Origin of the sequence: Pseudomonas sp. FSL W5-0203, assembly GCF_001896155.1 — a bacterium.
Classification (GTDB): domain Bacteria; phylum Pseudomonadota; class Gammaproteobacteria; order Pseudomonadales; family Pseudomonadaceae; genus Aquipseudomonas; species Aquipseudomonas paracarnis.
In genome coordinates this window covers 1-17518 of record NZ_MPOR01000005.1, presented here as the reverse complement: position 1 = coordinate 17518, position 17518 = coordinate 1, and the positions used below count along the sequence as shown (strand labels likewise).

Annotated in this window: 7 protein-coding genes; 4 read left to right on the top strand and 3 right to left on the bottom strand. The window is 63.6% G+C overall.

Going from position 1 to position 17518, the window contains the following annotated elements; all coding sequences use genetic code 11:
* Positions 1–211: 211 nt before the first annotated feature.
* Together BOP96_RS06740 and BOP96_RS06735 are read left to right on the top strand one after the other, a co-directional pair.
* Positions 212–1042, top strand: a complete 831-nt coding sequence (locus tag BOP96_RS06740) for an IclR family transcriptional regulator (RefSeq protein WP_019816829.1) — start codon at positions 212–214, stop codon at positions 1040–1042.
* Between the two features lie 80 nt (positions 1043–1122).
* On the top strand, positions 1123–2478 hold the full coding sequence (locus BOP96_RS06735) for an MATE family efflux transporter (protein WP_014718827.1): 1356 nt from the start codon (positions 1123–1125) through the stop codon (positions 2476–2478).
* On the opposite strand, the gene BOP96_RS06730 is transcribed toward BOP96_RS06735, so the two are convergent.
* The gene (locus tag BOP96_RS06730) at positions 2462–3049 is read right to left on the bottom strand and encodes a TetR/AcrR family transcriptional regulator (protein WP_073452209.1); all 588 of its coding nucleotides are present in this window, start codon (positions 3047–3049) and stop codon (positions 2462–2464) included. The genes BOP96_RS06735 and BOP96_RS06730 overlap by 17 nt on opposite strands.
* Positions 3050–3181: 132 nt before the next feature.
* On the opposite strand from BOP96_RS06730, the gene BOP96_RS06725 reads away from it, so the two are divergent.
* On the top strand, positions 3182–4354 hold the full coding sequence (locus BOP96_RS06725) for an MFS transporter (RefSeq protein WP_073452207.1): 1173 nt from the start codon (positions 3182–3184) through the stop codon (positions 4352–4354).
* On the opposite strand, the gene BOP96_RS06720 is transcribed toward BOP96_RS06725, so the two are convergent.
* Positions 4355–4720, bottom strand: a complete 366-nt coding sequence (locus tag BOP96_RS06720; protein ID WP_014718824.1) for a type II toxin-antitoxin system HicB family antitoxin — start codon at positions 4718–4720, stop codon at positions 4355–4357.
* Positions 4721–4733: 13 nt separating this feature from the next.
* The gene (locus tag BOP96_RS06715; protein ID WP_073452205.1) at positions 4734–4967 is read right to left on the bottom strand and encodes a type II toxin-antitoxin system HicA family toxin; all 234 of its coding nucleotides are present in this window, start codon (positions 4965–4967) and stop codon (positions 4734–4736) included.
* Positions 4968–5177: 210 nt separating this feature from the next.
* On the opposite strand from BOP96_RS06715, the gene BOP96_RS30745 reads away from it, so the two are divergent.
* Positions 5178–17518, top strand: a 12341-nt coding sequence (locus tag BOP96_RS30745; RefSeq protein ID WP_073452202.1) for a non-ribosomal peptide synthase/polyketide synthase, incomplete at its 3' end; no start/stop codon positions are given.

The window sequence follows — 17518 nt, the reverse complement described above, 5'->3', positions numbered from 1 at the left end:
AAACGCGCTTTCTTGTTTTGGGCAGATGCGAAAAGTGCGGTGCCGGTGCGTTGGCGCTCGATCTCAAGTCGGCTGCCGGTTGTTGTTCAATTCGCCCCTGTGGACGCAGATTAGGACGAAGACTAGGATGGGTGGAAGGTGGAATTTCACTCAACGGACTACTATTTTGCGATTTATTCATTGAGCAGAATTATTAACGAGATTAGGTGTTATGGATTCCACTGAGCGAATTGATGGCGGCAAAGAAGTCGGTGCGGGCAGCGTCTCCCGGTTGTTTGCTGTGCTGCGAGCCCTAGGGGAGGTACCCGAGGGCGGCGAGCGGGTCACCCAGCTCGCCCAACAGGTGGGCTTGTCCCAACCCACCACCCATCGTCTGCTGCGCAGCCTGATGGACGAAGGCATGGTTGAGCAGGATGCACGCAGCAAACGCTATCGCTTGAGTCTGGAGTTCTTCGCGTTGGCGGCCAACGCGGGCAAGACCGGCAACCTGCGCGACCTGGTGCGCCCCAGCCTGTTGCGCCTGAGCGCGTCGCTGGGGGACTCGCTGTTCCTGCTGGCGCGCAGCGGCTTCGACGCCATTTGCCTGGACCGCAGCGAGGGTCCGTACCCGATTCGTACCTTCACCGGCGATATCGGTGGGCGCGTGGCCTTGGGTGTGGGGCAGGGCAGCCTGGCGATCCTGGCGTTTCTGCCGGAAGAAGAGCGCGAGACGGTGATCCGCTACAACCTGCCACGGCTCAAGGACTTCCACCTGTACGACGAAGTGCTGCTGCGCTCCGAAGTGGAGAACGTGCGCAAGCTGGGTTATGCAGCACGCAACACCGGTGTGCTGGAAGGTATGGCAGGGCTGGCGGTGCCCATCCTCAACCGCGACGGGTACGCGGTCGCGGCGTTGAGCGTGGCGACCATCAGCGACCGCCTGGGGCCGAGCCGCTTGCCGATGGTGGTGGAGTTGTTGAAGCGCGAGGCGGCGGCCATCGGGCCGCGGCTCAATCCGTTTGACCCGACGTTGCGCAGGCCGTCGCAGACCTTTGGGGGTTAACCCGGGCCTTCACAACAGCATATTGGATCCAGTTACGGTATAACCCTGAGACGCTTTCGTGATTCGAGGCCCCATTTTTCATGCAAAACCCTTTGCAACGTCCGCTGTGGCAAATCTATCTGTTGTTCCTGGCACCGATGGTGCTGTCCAATTTCCTGCAGAGCTTTTCCGGCACCCTCAACGGCATTTACGTCGGCCAGATGCTGGGCACCCAGGCCTTGGCCGCGGTGTCGGGGATGTTTCCCATCGTGTTTTTCTTTATCGCCCTGGTGATCGGCCTGGGGGCGGGCGCCTCGGTGTTGATCGGCCAGGCATGGGGCGCCCAGGAGACCGGAATGGTCAAGGTGATTACCGGTGCCACCCTGACCCTGGGCGCGTTGGTGGGCCTGGTGGCCGCCGTGCTGGGCAGCCTGTTTGCGCGCCCGGCATTGCAGGCGTTGGGCACGCCGGTGGATGTGCTCGACGATGCGGTGGGCTACGCCCAGATGATGATGTTGATCATGCCGTTGCTGCTGGTGTTTATCCTCTATACCCAACTGCTGCGTGGCGTCAGCGACACGATTTCGCCGTTGCTGGCATTGATGGTCTCCACCCTGGTGGGCTTGCTGCTCACGCCTGCGCTGATTCGCGGCTGGATCGGCCTGCCACCCATGGGCATCCAGAGTGCGGTGTATGCCGGGCTGGTGGGTAACGCCTTGGCGATGCTGTTTCTGATCCTGCGCCTGCGCCACAAAAACCACGTGATGGCGCCAGACCGCGAGCTGCTTGCCGCCTTGCGCCTGGACCGCGTTATCCTCGGCAAAGTCCTGCGCATCGGCCTGCCGACGGGCTTGCAGATGGTGGTGCTATCGCTGTCAGAGCTGGTCATCCTGGCTTTGGTCAACGGCCACGGTTCCCAGGCCACGGCGGCCTATGGCGCGGTGACGCAGATCGTCAACTATGTGCAGTTCCCGGCGCTGTCGATCGCCATTACCGCCTCGATCCTCGGCGCCCAGGCGATTGGCGCCGGGCGCCTGGAGCGCATCGGGCCGATCCTGCGCACGGGGCTTGTAATCAACCTGTGCCTCACCGGTGGCTTGATCGTGCTCGGCTATGGGCTATCCCACTGGTTGCTGGGCCTGTTCATCACCGACGACAGCGCACGGGTACGGGCCGAACACCTGCTGCACATCATGCTCTGGAGCATTCTGGTATTTGGCTTCCAGGCGGTGATTGGCGGCATCATGCGCGCCAGCGGGGTGGTGCTGATGCCGGTGGCGATCTCGATCTTCTGCGTGCTCTGCGTGGAACTGCCAATGGCCTATCTGTTCAACGCCCACTTCGGATTGGAAGGAGTGTGGATGGCATTTCCGGTGACCTACCTGGCGATGCTGGTGTTGCAGATCGCCTATTACCGCTTGGTGTGGCGGCATAAGCAGATCAAGCGGTTGGTGTGAGGCTCAGCCCGCGCAAAAGCAGCTCCAGGCCTTGCAAGCCTTCCTCCAGCCGTGTACTCGGGTGCTCATCCCGGGCAATCCACAACGCGGTATTAACCAGGCTGCCGTTGATCAACTGCGCCAGTGCGTGGCTGGAGGCCGTAGGCATCAGGCCCGCTTGCATCAGGGCCTCCAGCAATTGGCGCAAGGACTCCACGCAGTGTTGCTGGGAGCCGGTGTCGCCCAGTACCGCCGGGGCATCCTGCAATACAATGCGCTGGATTTCCGGGTCCTGGGCCATGCGCAGATAGGCGCGACAGCGCTCGCAAAAACCACTCCAAGGCTCTACGGCCTGCTCCGAGATGCGTTGCAAGCGCACGTCCATCTCGCTGTCGAGTTGAGCGACCACCGCTGCCAGCAGCCCTTTTTTGTCACCAAAGTGGTGATACAGCGCACCGCGCGTCAGGCCGGCACGGGCAGTAAAGTCATCCATCGAGGTATTGGCATAGCCTTGGGTGGCGAAGGCCCGGCGCGCGCTCGCTATCAGGCGGGCGCGGGTGTCTTCGATCATTTCAGCTCGGGCTCGGCTCATGGGCGTCTCTTGGCTAAGTGATTGACATACGCTGCGTATGCGAAGCATGATCTGCCACATACGCGTCGTATGTATTTTGCCCTGATGGATTCAGATAGCAAGCCCAGGGCGTCGAGCAAGAGGTCAAGCAGAATGGCAAACCCCTACGCTGAGTTATTCCAGGTCCCCGGTGCCCGGGCCTTTGTGCTCGCGGGCATGCTGGCGCGCATGCCGATATCCATGACCGGCATCGGCCTGATCACCATGCTGTCCCAGGTACATGGCGGCTATGGCCTGGCCGGTTCGGTGGCGGCGGTGTTTGCCCTGGCCACGGCGATTTGCGCGCCGCAAGTGTCACGTTGGGTGGACCGCTACGGCCAGGGCAGGGTGCTGCCGATTGCCGCGCTGATCGGCGGCGGGGCGCTATTGATGTTGCTGCTGTGTACGCGGTTGCAGGCGCCGAATTGGACGCTGTTTCTGTTCGCCGCGCTGGCGGGCTGCATGCCCAATATGTCGGCCATGGTGCGGGCGCGCTGGACCGAGTTGTACCGTGGCCAGCCCAGGCTGCAAACCGCGTTTGCCCTGGAGTCGGTACTCGATGAGGTGTGCTTCATCATCGGCCCGCCCATTTCGGTGGGGTTGAGCGTGGCGGTGTTCCCAGAAGCCGGGCCCCTGGTGGCGGCGCTGTTGCTGGGGGTGGGCGTCACCACCTTTGTGCTGCAACGGCAAACCGAGCCACCGGTACACGCGCATCAGGGCGCGCACGGTCGTTGGCTGATTGCTTCGCCGTCGGTATTGATCCTGATGATTTTGCTGTTGGCCATGGGCGTGATCGTCGGCGTGGTGGATGTGGTCAGCGTGGCCTTCGCCCAGCATCAGGGCCAACCGGCGGCGGCGAGTATCGTGCTGTCGGTGTATGCCATTGGTTCGTGCCTGGCCGGGTTGGCCTTCGGTGCCCTCAAACTCAAGGCGCCGTTGCCACGCCAGCTCCTGTACTGCGGCGTAGCCACGGCGTTGACCACCTTGCCCTTGCTGCTGGTGAGCAATATTCCCGGCTTGGCCGCTGCCATCTTTATCTCCGGGCTGTTCTTTGCGCCCACGTTGATTGTGTCGATGGCCATGGTGGAGCAGATCGTCCCGGCCAGCCGCCTGACCGAAGGCATGACCTGGCTGATCACCGGCCTGAGCATCGGCGTGGCCATTGGCGCCGCGAGTTCGGGGTGGATGATCGACCACTTTGGCGCCACCAGCGGATTCTGGGTGGCGCTGGCGGCGGGGGCGGTGGTTGCGGGTTCGGCGGTAGTGGGTTACCGGCGGTTGGGATAGTCAGCCAATCGTCGGGCATGGCTCTGGGTAGTGATGCTGCAGAAATTCGTTCAGCGCCTGACGCGTGAGATCATTCAATGTCACTTTCTTACGGTTTGCCGCCAGGGCAGCGGCCAAATGCAAGTCATGCCCGACACGTACGTTGAATGAACCTTTGCACGGTTTCTCCGGCGTGTGCCCCAGGCTTTGGCAGGTAGCGAGATAATCATCCACCGCGCCACGGAAGGCTGCGTCCAGTTCAGCCACAGTTTTGCCTTCATAGCTCACCAATGCCTTGATGAACAGGATTTTACCAAACAGGCAGTTGTCCTCGAGGCTGGCTTCGATGGAGCCGATGTAGCCTTTGTGTTTCAGTTGGTTGTTCACTGAATCAGTTCTCCTATTTCAATTGTTCGATGATCTGGCGCCGAATGTAGTGTTTCAGTTCGTTGCCGGGGTGAGGCTTGTGCAGGGTGATCATTGCACTGGGGTCGCCCATGTCGAACTTGACCCGGCTTCCGGCCCCTTCAATCTGTGTGTATCCCAATCGGCGTAATAACGTGACGAGCTCAGACCAGGTAAATGCCATGTGCTCATTGAGCAGTTTGGCGAGCAGCTTTTCATTCTTGGACACGGCGTTCCCTGCGTGTAACTAAATGTAGTTGCAAAAAGTGGTGTTCGTCAATGCTAGCTCAGCTTCGTGCGGCTTCGCGGGGATTGATGTAACCCCCGATGACAGCCTGTGCGGCGCCACCCATTCCCCCGCTAATTTTTCCCCGCCCGGTTCGTTTTATAGGGACGACGTGCCTTTGTGCTTCCCGCCTATTGCCCCGGATTCCAAGAAATGAATGCTGAAGACTCCTTGAAACTTGCTCGCCGGTTTATCGGGCTGCCTCTGGAAAAACGCCAACTGTTCCTGCAAGCCTTGCAGAAAGAAGGCGTGGATTTTTCAAGGTTTCCGATTCCGGCAGGGGTGGAGGTGGAGGACCGCCAGGCGCTGTCCTACGCGCAGCAGCGCATGTGGTTTCTATGGCAGTTGGACCCGGCCAGCGGCGCCTACAATTTGCCTGGCGCAGTGCGCTTGAGGGGGGCGCTGAGCCTGCCAGCGCTGGAGCAAGCGTTCGCCAGCCTGGTGGCGCGTCACGAAACCCTGCGCACGGTGTTCCAGCGTCAGGCTGATGAGCGGCTGGCGCAGGTGGCGGTGGAGCCGTCGGTGACCGTCGAGCACCTGGACTTCACCGCCTTGGCCTTTGATGCGCGTGAGCAGGCCGTCAACGCCGCCGCCACCCGTCAATCGCTGTTGCCGTTCGACCTGGAACACGGCCCATTGCTGCGCGTGCAACTGCTCAAGCTTGCCGAGCAGGAACACGTGCTGCTGCTGACCCTGCACCACATCGTCTCCGACGGTTGGTCGATGAACGTGCTGATCGACGAATTCATCCGTTGCTATGACGCCCATGAGCGCAACGAAGCGCCCCAACTGCCAGCGCTGCCCATCCAGTACAGTGATTACGCCCTGTGGCAGCGCCGCTGGCTGGAAGCGGGCGAGCAGGCGCGCCAATTGGAATATTGGCAGGCTCGCCTGGGCGATGAACATCCGGTCCTGGAGCTGCCCACCGACCACCCGCGCCCGGCCATGCCCAGCTACCAGGGCACACGGCATAACTTCGCGATTGCGCCGGCACTGGCCGCGCAACTGCGCAGTTGCGCGCAAAAACACAACGTTACCCTGTTCATGCTGCTGCTCGGTGCCTTCAATGTGCTGTTGCACCGCTATACCGGCCAAAGCGACATCCGTGTCGGTGTGCCGATTGCCAATCGCAATCGCACCGAAGTCGAGGGGCTGATCGGGTTCTTCGTCAACACCCAGGTGTTGCGCACCGAACTGACCGGGCAAACCCGGGTTGCCGAGTTGCTGCAAGGTATCAAGGAGCATGCCCTGGGCGCCCAGGCCCATCAGGAGTTGCCCTTCGAACGGCTGGTGGAAGCGCTGAAAATCGAGCGCAGCCTGAGCCACACGCCGCTGTTCCAGGTGATGTATAACCATCAGCCGGTCGTCGCCGACATCGCCTCGGTCAGCACCGCATCGGGGCTGGAATTGGCCCTGGTGGAATGGCAAGGCCGCACCACCCAGTTCGACCTGACCCTGGACACCTATGAAAAGTCCGGCACCCTGCATGCCGCGCTGACCTACGCCAATGACTTGTTCGATACGCCCACCATCGAGCGCATGGCCCGGCATTGGATCAGCCTGTTGCAAGCCATGGTGCTCGATGGCGAACAGCGCATTGGCGAATTGCCCATGCTTGACGCGGCTGAACAGCAACGGCTGGTCCACAGCTGGAACCAGACCACCGAGGCGTACCCGACCGAGCGCGGGATTCATCACCTGATCGAAGACCAGGCGCGGCGCAGCCCCGATGCACCGGCACTGGTGTTCGGTACCACCACCTTGACCTACGCCCAACTGGATGCGCGCGCCAACCAGTTGGCCCATGCCCTGGGCGAGCAGGGCGTGGGGCCCGACGTGCTGGTGGGTATCTGCATCGAGCGCTCCATCGAAATGGTGGTTGGCCTGCTGGCGATTCTCAAGGCCGGTGGCGCCTACGTGCCTCTCGACCCTGAGTATCCCCAGGAACGCCTGGCCTACATGATCGAAGACAGCGGCATACAACTGCTGCTCAGCCAGCAGAGCCTGCTGGCGTCGCTGCCCGTCGCCGGTATCCAGTTGATTGCCCTGGACCAGCCGGCGCTATGGCTCGACGGCTACAGCAGCGAATCGCCGAACGTGGCCTTGAATGCCCTTAACCTGGCCTACGTGATCTACACCTCGGGCTCCACCGGCAAGCCCAAAGGCGCCGGCAATAGCCATCGCGCCTTGGTCAACCGCTTGAGCTGGATGCAACAGGCGTATGGCCTGGGTGCCAACGACGCGGTGTTGCAGAAAACCCCGTTCAGCTTCGACGTGTCGGTGTGGGAGTTCTTCTGGCCACTGATGACCGGCGCCCGCCTGGTGGTCGCGGCGCCTGGGGAGCACCGTGAACCGGCGCGCCTGATCGACACCATTGGTCGGCACGCCATTACCACCTTGCACTTCGTGCCGTCGATGTTGCAGGCGTTTATCCATGAGCCGGGCGTACAGGCGTGCGCAAGCCTTACGCGCATCGTCTGCAGCGGCGAAGCCTTGCCCCTGGATGCGCAACAGCAAGTGTTCGCCAAGTTGCCCGCTGCGGCGCTGTACAACCTCTATGGCCCGACCGAGGCGGCCATCGACGTCACGCACTGGACCTGCATCGACGAAGGCGCCGACAGCGTGCCCATCGGCCGCCCCATCGCCAACCTCGGCACCTACGTGCTGGACGCGCAACTCAACCCGGTGCCGGCCGGTGTCAGTGGCGAACTCTACCTGGGCGGCGTTGGCCTGGCGCGCAGTTACCACCGACGCCCGGCGTTGACTGCCGAACGTTTCGTGCCCAGCCCGTTCGTGACGGGCGAGCGCCTGTATCGCACCGGTGACCGCGTGCGCCAACGCGCCGATGGGGTGATCGAATACCTCGGCCGCCTCGATCATCAGGTCAAATTGCGCGGCTTGCGTATCGAGCTGGGCGAAATCGAAGCACGCCTGATGCAGCATCCACACGTGCGCGAAGCCGTGGTACTGGTACAGGGCGGCAAGCAGTTGATCGCCTATCTGGTGCACGCAGGCGAGGCGCCAACGGACCTCAAGGCCTGGTTGCTCGGCAGCTTGCCGGAATACATGGTGCCGACGCATTTCATTGCGCTGCCCAAGCTGCCGGTGACCGCCAACGGCAAGCTCGACCGCAAGGCGTTGCCAGCGCCGGATGCGGCTCAGCCGCAGGCATTTGTCGCCCCCCAAGGCGACCTGCAAACAGCCCTGGCTGCCATCTGGAGCGACGTGCTGGGCGTTGAGCAGGTCGGCCAGGACGATAACTTTTTCGAGCTGGGCGGCGATTCGATCATCTCCATCCAGGTGGTCAGCCGCGCGCGTCAGGCCGGCATTCGCCTGAGCCCGCGTGACCTGTTCCAGTACCAGAGCATCCGCAGCCTGGCGCTGGTGGCGCGCTTTGAGCAGGTCAGCCTGATCGACCAGGGCCCGGTCAGCGGCGAGGTCATGCTGACGCCCGTGCAACACAGCTTTTTCGACCAGCCGATCCCGGCGCGGCATCACTGGAATCAATCCTTGTTGCTGGTGCCCGGCGAGGTGCTTGAGCCTGCACGGTTGGAGGCAGCGCTGGCGCGGTTGATCCAGCATCACGACGCCTTGCGCCTGCGCTTTGTGCAGCAGGCGCAAGGCTGGCAGCAGAGCCATGCAGCCTATGTCAGCGAATCGCTGTTGTGGCAATGCCAGGCCAGCACCGACGCTGAACTGGCGGTGTTGTGTGATGAAGCCCAGCGCAGCCTTGACCTTGCCCAAGGCCCGCTGCTGCGCGCCGCGTTGGTGAATTGGGCCGATGGCAGCCAACGTTTGCTGCTGGTGATCCATCACTTGGTGGTGGATGGCGTGTCTTGGCGCATCCTGCTTGAAGACCTGCAACAGGCTTACCGAGAACAGGTGCTGCCGGCAAAAACCAGTGCCTACCAGCGCTGGGCGCAACAGCTGCACCGCCACGCGCAGACCGTCGAGGAGCAACTGTCGTACTGGCAAGCCCAATCCATCGACGCCGAACTGCCGTGTGATCACCCCGAAGGCGGCCTGCAAAACCGCCTGGGTGCCAAGCTGGAAACACGCCTCGACGTCGAGCACACCCTTCGACTGCTGCAAGACGCGCCAGCGGCCTATCGCACCCAGGTCAACGACCTGCTGTTGACCGCCCTGGCGCGGGTGATCAGCCGTTGGAGCGAGCAACCTGCTGCGCTCATTCAATTGGAAGGCCATGGTCGCGAAGACCTCTTCGACGACATCGACCTGAGCCGCACCGTCGGCTGGTTCACCAGCCTGTACCCGGTGCGCCTGCATGCCAAAGGCGAGTTGCCCGAGGCGATCAAAGCGGTCAAGGAACAACTGCGCGCCGTGCCCGACAAAGGCCTGGGTTACGGCCTGTTGCGCTACCTGGGCGCGCCACACGCGCAGGAAAGCCTGGCGAACCTTACCGCGCCGCGCATCACGTTCAACTACCTGGGCCAGTTCGACCGTCAGTTCAACGAGTCGGCACTGTTCGTGCCGGCCAGTCAGGGCAGTGGCCAGGCCCAGGATCCAGAGGCGCCGCTGGCCAACTGGTTGACGCTGGAAGGTCAGGTGTATGGCGGCGAGTTGTCGTTGCAATGGGGGTTCAGTCGGGAGATGTTCGAGGCGGCGACTGTGCAGCGGTTGGCGGATGAGTACGCAGCCGAACTCAAGGCGTTGATCGAGCATTGCTGTGCCACGCCGGCAGGCCAGGTGAGCCCCTCGGATTTCCCGCTGGCACGCCTCACCCAGCAGCAACTGGATGCCTTGCCCGTGGCCGGGCCGGCGATTGCCGACCTTTATCCGCTGTCGCCGATGCAGCAAGGCATGCTGTTCCACACCCTGTTGGAACCCGAGGCACAGGCCTATATCAACCAGTTGCGCCTCGACATCGAGGGCCTTGATTTGCTCGCCTTCGGACGTGCCTGGCAGGCCGCACTGGATCGTCACGACATCCTGCGCAGCAGCTTCCATTGGCTGGGCCTGGACAGTGCTCATCAGCTGATCCAGCGCCAGGTCGACCTGCAACTGCAAGTGATCGAAGACCCCGACGCCGATTTCGACACCCTGGCCCAGGCCGAACGCGAACGCGGTTTTGCCCTGAATGCCGCGCCGCTGTTTCGCCTGACGCTGGTGCGCGGTGCCGGTGCGGCCTGGCACTTTATCTTCACCAGCCACCACATCCTCATGGACGGCTGGAGTAACGCGCAGTTGCTCGGTGAAGTCATCGCTCACTATGCGGGGCAGGCAGTGCCGGCGCCGCTCGGGCAGTTCCGCGATTACCTCGCCTGGCTGCAACAACAGTCCTCGGGCGAAGCGTTCTGGAAATCCGCCCTGACGGCATTGCCGGCGCCGACTCTGCTGGCGCAAGCGCTGCGCACGCCGGTAGCCGGGGTGGGCATGGCTGACCATCACGTAGCACTGGAGAGCGACTTTACCCGCCGCCTCGGCGAGTTCGCACGCCAGCACAAAGTCACCCTCAATACCCTGTTGCAAGGGGCTTGGAGCCTGTTGCTGCAACGCTACACCGGCCAGGACTGCGTCGCCTTCGGTGCCACCGTGGCCGGGCGTTCCGCACCGCTGCCGGGGATCGAGCAGCAACTGGGCCTGTTCATCAACACCTTGCCGATCATCAGCGCAGCCTCGCCAGCCCAGTCGGCCGCGACGTGGCTCAGCGAACTGCAAGCGCTCAACCTCAGCCTGCGCGACCATGAACATGTGCCGCTCTATGACATCCAGGGCTGGGCCGGCCAGCAGGGCGCGCTGTTCGACACCTTGCTGGTGTTCGAGAACTTCCCGGTCGCCGAGGCGCTCAAGCAAGGCGCGCCGGCCGGCCTGACTTTCGGTCGCCTGCACAACCATGAGCGCACGCACTACCCATTAACCCTGGGCATCGAACTGGGCGCCAGCCTGCGCCTGGAATTCAGTTATGACCGTGCCCAGTTCAGCGAGGCGCACGTGGCGCAGTTGAGCGCCAACCTGCAACACCTGCTGGCGCAATTGCTCGCAGACGCTCACATGCCGCTGGGCAACCTGCGTCTTCTCGACGCCCCTGCGCAACGGCAGATGCTCGCTCTGAGCCGCTCAGCCGCAGCGCCCCAGACCAACGAACGCGTGCACCAGCGTATTGCAGCCCAGGCCGAGGCGACGCCAGACGCCCTGGCTGTACAGGCCGGTGACGCCAGCTTGAGCTACGCCCAGTTGAACCAGCGCGCCAACCGCCTGGCCCATCGCCTGTTGGCGCTTGGTGTCGGCCCCGGCCAACGGGTGGGCCTGGCTTCGCGGCGTGGCCCGCAGTTGATCGTCAGCCTGCTGGCAGTGCTCAAAAGCGGGGCGGCCTACGTACCGCTGGACCCTGAATACCCAGCAGAACGTTTGGCCTATATGCTCGCCGACAGCCGCCTGGACGTGCTGCTCAGCGAAACCGGCTTGCTCGCCGACTTGCCTTTGCCCCGCGGCCTGACCCGCGTGGATTTCAGCGCCAGTGGCGACGAACTGACCGGCTACCCGACGACCAATCCGCCCAATCACGCGGCGGCGGCTGACCTGGCCTATGTGATCTACACCTCTGGCTCCACCGGCCAGCCCAAGGGCGTGGCCATCGACCATGCCGCCCTCGGCCAGTTTTGTGACAGCGCCACGCTGTACAGCCGACTGAGCGCCGAAGACCGCGTGTTGCAGTTTGCGACCTTCAGTTTCGATGGTTTTGTCGAACAGTGCTTCCCGCCCCTGTGTGCGGGCGCGGCGTTGATCATGCGTGGCGATGAACTCTGGGATGCCGGGCAACTGGCGCAAGAGATTGTCGAGCAGGGCGTGACCCTGGCCGATTTGCCCGCCGCCTACTGGTACCTGTTGGCGCAAGAGTGCGCCGAGCACCGTCGCTTCCTGGGCAAGCTGCGCCAGGTGCATGTGGGCGGTGAAGCCATGTCAGTGGAGGGCGTGCGTGCGTGGTACGCCGCAGGCTTGGGCAATGTGCGCCTGGTCAACACCTACGGGCCGACCGAAGCCACGGTGGTCTCCAGCGTGCATGAGTGCCAATTGGCCGATGCCAACGACGCCTACGGCGTGCCAATCGGGCAGGCGATTGCCGGGCGCGGCCTGTATGTACTCGACAGCGGTTTCGAACTGTTGGCCACCGATGGCGTGGGCGAGCTGTGCATTGGTGCTGAGGTTGGCTTGGCGCAACGCTATTTCGACCGCCCGGCGCTGACCGCCGAGCGCTTCTTGCCGGACCCGTTTTGCGCCACGCCCGGTGCGCGGCTTTATCGAAGTGGCGACCTGGCCCGGTATAACCCGGCGGGTGCGCTGGAGTACGTCGGGCGTATCGACCATCAAGTGAAAATTCGTGGCCTGCGTATCGAAATGGGCGAAATCGAAGCCAGCCTGCAAGCCTTGCCCAACGTGCGGGAAGCCGCCGTGCTTGCGCAGCCGAGCGCGACCGGCGTGCAGTTGGTGGCGTACGTGGTGCCAGCCGAAGGCCAAGCGCTGGAGCCCCAGGCACTGGCGGCGCGCTTGCGCCAGACGTTGCCGGACTACATGGTGCCGGGCCATTGGGTGGTCCTCGATGCCTTGCCGTTGAACCACAACGGCAAGCTCGACCGCCGTGCGCTGCCCACACCCGACCTGAACCAGGCCAGCGCCGCCTACGTGGCGCCGCAGAGTCCATTGCAAATCCAGTTGGCGGCGATCTGGCAAGCAGTGTTGCAGGTCGAGCAGGTTGGCCTGGAAGATCACTTCTTCGAACGCGGCGGCCACTCCTTGCTGGCCACCCAAGTGATCTCCCGGGTGCGCCACGATCTCAAGCTGGAAGTGCCGTTGCGGGCCCTGTTCGAGCAGCCGACGCTGGCCGCTTTCGCAGCGGCGTGCGCAGGCGTGCAGGCCGATACCGCGCCCGTGATCCAGGCAGTTGGCCGTGACCAGCCGCTGGCGTTGTCCTTTGCCCAGGAGCGGCAGTGGTTTCTCTGGCAATTGGACCCTACCAGCGCGGCCTATCATGTGCCCACCGCCTTGCACCTGCGCGGTGAACTTGACGTCGCGGCGCTGGAGCGCGCCGTCGAGGCCCTGGTGCAGCGCCATGAACCGCTGCGCACCACCTTTGTGGAGGCGGGCGAGCACAGTGTGCAAGTCATCCACCCAGGCCTGGCAGTGCCGGTTGAACAACAAGAGGTCGACGCCGGCGCTATCGAGCAGGCTGTCACCGAAGAGATCCAGCGCCCGTTCGACCTGCGCAACGGCCCGCTGATGCGCGTCAAGTTGCTGATCGTCGCGCCTGATCACCATGTGCTGGTCATCACCCAGCACCACATCATCTCTGACGGCTGGTCGATGCAAGTGATGATCGACGAGTGGGTGGCGCTGTACCAAGGCGACGCAGGGTTGCCGGCCTTGCCGATCCAGTACGCCGACTACGCCCAGTGGCAGCGCGACTGGATGGCGGCTGGGGAACAACAACGCCAGCTCGATTACTGGTGCGCTCGTCTGGGGCGCGAGCATTCGTTGCTGGACCTGCCGCTGGGCTATCCACGCCCCGCAGTGCAGAGCCATCGTGGCGCGCGCCGCCAGATTCATCTGGAGCGTGCGCTGCTGACTGAACTCAAGGCCCTGGCCCAGCGTCAGGACGTGACGCTGTTCATGCTGTTGCTGGCGTCGTTCCAGACCTTGCTGCACCGCTACAGCGGCCAGGCACAGGTGCGTGTCGGCGTGCCGGTCGCCAACCGTAATCGCTTCGAAACCGAGCGACTGCTGGGCTTTTTCGTCAATACCCAGGTGCTGCAAGCTGACGTGCACGGGCACATGCCGTTCGACCAGTTGCTGGCCCAGGTCAAGCAACGTGCCCTGGAAGCGCAGGCCCATCAGGACCTGCCGTTCGAGCAGCTCGTGCAAATGTTGCAGCCCGAGCGCAGCCTCAGCCATAACCCGCTGTTCCAGGTGATGTTCAACCATCAGGACAGCCTGCGTTCAGCCCCGGTGCAATTGCCCGGCCTGGCTTTGCAGCCAGTGGATTGGGCCGGTCACAGCACTCAGTTCGACCTGAACCTGGAAACCGAGGAATCGGTGGACGGTCTCTGGGCCTCGCTGACTTACGCCACGGACCTGTTTGACGCGGCGACCGCGGAACGCCTGGCCGAGCATTGGCAAAACCTGCTGCGCGCGGTCCTGCAGGATGCCTCGATGGCCTTGGACGACCTGGCGATGCTCAGCCCGTCGCAATCGCAGCAAATGGTGCACGACTGGAACCGCAGCGACACCGACTACCCACGCGAACGCTGCGTACACCAGTTGTTTGAGGCCCAGGCCGCGGCGCAACCCGACGCCATCGCGCTGCACTTCAATGACGAGCACCTGAGCTACGGCGAACTCAACCGTCGCGCCAATCGGCTGGCCCATCGTCTGATCGACAGGGGCGTCGGCCCGGACGTGCTGGTGGCGGTGCACGTGGAGCGTTCCCTGGACATGGTGGTTGGCTTGCTCGCGACCCTCAAGGCCGGTGGCGCCTATGTGCCGCTCGACCCGCAATTCCCGGCAGAGCGCCTGGGCTACATGCTTGAAGACAGCCGCGCCCGGGTATTGCTGACGCAACCGCACCTGCTGGGGCACCTGGCGCAGCCGCACGGCGTGCAGGTGCTGATGGTGGAGGAGGCCGGCACAGCGCAGCACAATCCCCAGGTTGCCGTGACACCGGAGCATCTGGCCTACGTGATCTACACCTCTGGCTCCACTGGCAAGCCCAAAGGGGTGATGGTTCGTCACAAGGCGCTGTGCAGCTTCACCAGCGGCATGGCCGGTACGTTGAGTATCGGCCAGGATGCGCGGCTGTTGTCGCTGACCACCTTCTCGTTCGACATCTTCGCCCTGGAGCTGTATGTGCCGCTGAGTGTCGGCGGTACCGTGTTGCTGAGCGCCCAGGCAACGGCCCTCGACCCCGAGGCGATCCTCGATCTGGCCCAGCGTCAGGCGGCGAATGTGCTGCAAGCCACGCCTTCGACCTGGCGCATGTTGCTCGACAGCCCACGGGCTCATTCACTGCGTGGCATCGCCTGCCTGTGCGGTGGCGAAGCGCTGCCCGTCGATTTGGCCCAGCGCATGCTCGACCTGCAAGGCCCGCTGTGGAACCTCTATGGCCCGACGGAAACCACCATCTGGTCGGCGGCTCATCGTTTGCACCAGGCATTGCCGTTCGTTGGACGGCCCATCGCCAATACCGGCTTGTTCATTCTCAATGCCGGTCTCACGCCATGCCCCCAAGGTGTGTCCGGTGAGCTGCTGATCGGCGGTGTCGGCCTGGCGCGGGGTTACCACGGGCAGCCGGCGCTGACCGCCGAACGCTTCGTGCCCAACCCGTTTGGGGCTCCGGGCGAACGCCTGTACCGTACCGGCGACCTGGCACGCTATCGGGCCGACGGCGTGGTGGAATACATCGGCCGCGTCGACCATCAGGTCAAGGTCCGGGGTTTCCGTATCGAGCTGGGTGAAATCGAAGCCTGCTTGCGTGAGTTCGACGGCGTACGCGAAGCCGTGGTGCTGGCCGATAACGACCGGCTGATCGCTTACCTGGTCAGCGCCGCGCCGCAGGCGTCGCAGGTCTATAAAACCGCGCTGCGCGAGCGCTTGCCGGACTACATGGTGCCCGCGCAGTGGCTGTTCCTCGACAGCCTGCCGCTGACCCCCAACGGCAAGCTCGACCGCAAGGCATTGCCCAAACCGGATGCCAGCCTGTCGCTCAAGGGCCATGTAGCGCCCGTCACCCCGCGTGAGCAGCAGGTAGCGGCGATCTGGGCCGAGGTACTGGAATTGCCCCGGGTGGGCCTCGACGATCATTTCTTCGAGTTGGGCGGGCATTCATTGCTGGCCACGCGGGTGGTGTCACGGGTGCGTCAGGCCCTGGCGCTGGAAGTCCCACTCAAGGCCTTGTTCGAACAGCCGCTACTGGGTGATTTCGTGCGGGCCATGGGCGAGGAGGGCGTCACCGCGCCGGCGTTGATCAAGGCCGACCGCACGCAGCCTCTGCCGCTATCTTATGCCCAGGAGCGCCAGTGGTTCCTCTGGCAACTGGACCCGGCCGGCGCCGCGTATCACATCCCCAGCGCCTTGCGTTTGCAGGGGCCGTTGGACCTGACCGCGCTGCAAGAGAGCTTTGATAACTTGCTGGCTCGCCATGAAAGCCTGCGCACGTATTTCCGTCAGGACGCCACCGGCGCGGTTCAAGTCGTTGACGCCCAGGGCCGGGTCGATATCGAGCAGGTCGACAGCGACTATGCCGGCCTCAAGGCGCGGGTCGCGCAGGTGGTCGCCCAGCCTTTCGACCTGCTGCGTGGGCCGCTGCTGCGGGTTACCTTGCTGCGCCTGGCCGAGGACGACCACGTGCTCGTGCTGGTGCAGCATCACATCGTCTCTGACGGCTGGTCGATGCAGTTGATGGTCGAAGAGTTGGTGCAGGCGTATGCCGCTAACAGCCAAGGCCAAGACGTGCAATTGCCGGCGCTGCCGATCCAGTACGCCGATTATGCCGTGTGGCAGCGCGGTTGGATGGAGGCGGGGGAGCAGGCGCGTCAACTGGCCTACTGGCGCGAGCAGTTGAGCGGCGAGCAACCGGTGCTGGAGTTGCCGTTCGACCAGCCGCGCCCGGCACAGCCAAGCCATCGTGGCGCACGCTTGGCTATCGAGTTGCATCCGGAGTTGTTGGGCAGTTTGCGCGCACTGGCGCAGCACGCTGGCGTCACGCTGCCGATGCTGCTGCTGGCGTCTTACCAGGCGTTGCTGCATCGCTACAGCGGCCAGGAAGATGTGCGCGTGGGCGTGCCGATTGCCAACCGCAATCGCCTGGAAACCGAGGGGTTGATCGGCTTCTTCGTCAACACCCAAGTGCTCAAGGCCGATATCCACGGGCAAATGAGCACCGAGCAACTGCTGCACCAGGTGCGTCAGCGTTCCCTGGAGGCCCAGGCTCACCAGGACCTGCCGTTCGAACAGCTTGTGCAGGCATTGCAACCGGAGCGCAGCCTTAGCCTGAGCCCGTTGTTCCAAGTGTTGTTCAACCACCGTGTGAGCGCTGCCGACAGCCATCTGCATCGCCTGGCCGACCTGCACGTCGAAGTCCTGGACCTGGACGAAGGCGTGGCCCAGTTCGACCTGGCGCTGGATGTGGAAGAAAGCCAGACGGCCCTGCGGGCCTCTCTGAGTTATGCCACCGATCTGTTCGCCGTGGCGACCATCGAGCGCATGGCCGGGCATTGGCAGAACCTCTTGCGGGCAATGGTGATCGACCCACAGCAACCCATCAGCCAATTGAGCTTGCTGGGCGAGGATGAGCAACAGCAGATTCTTGAGCTGTGGAATCAGGCCGACACCGGTTTTTCAGCCGAGCGCCTGGTGCATGAATTGGTCGGCGATCGCGCCCGGCAAACCCCGGACGCAGTGGCGGTTAAATTCGACGCGCAAACCCTGACTTACGGTGAACTGGATCGCCAGGCCAACCGCCTGGCCCATGCCTTGATCGCCCG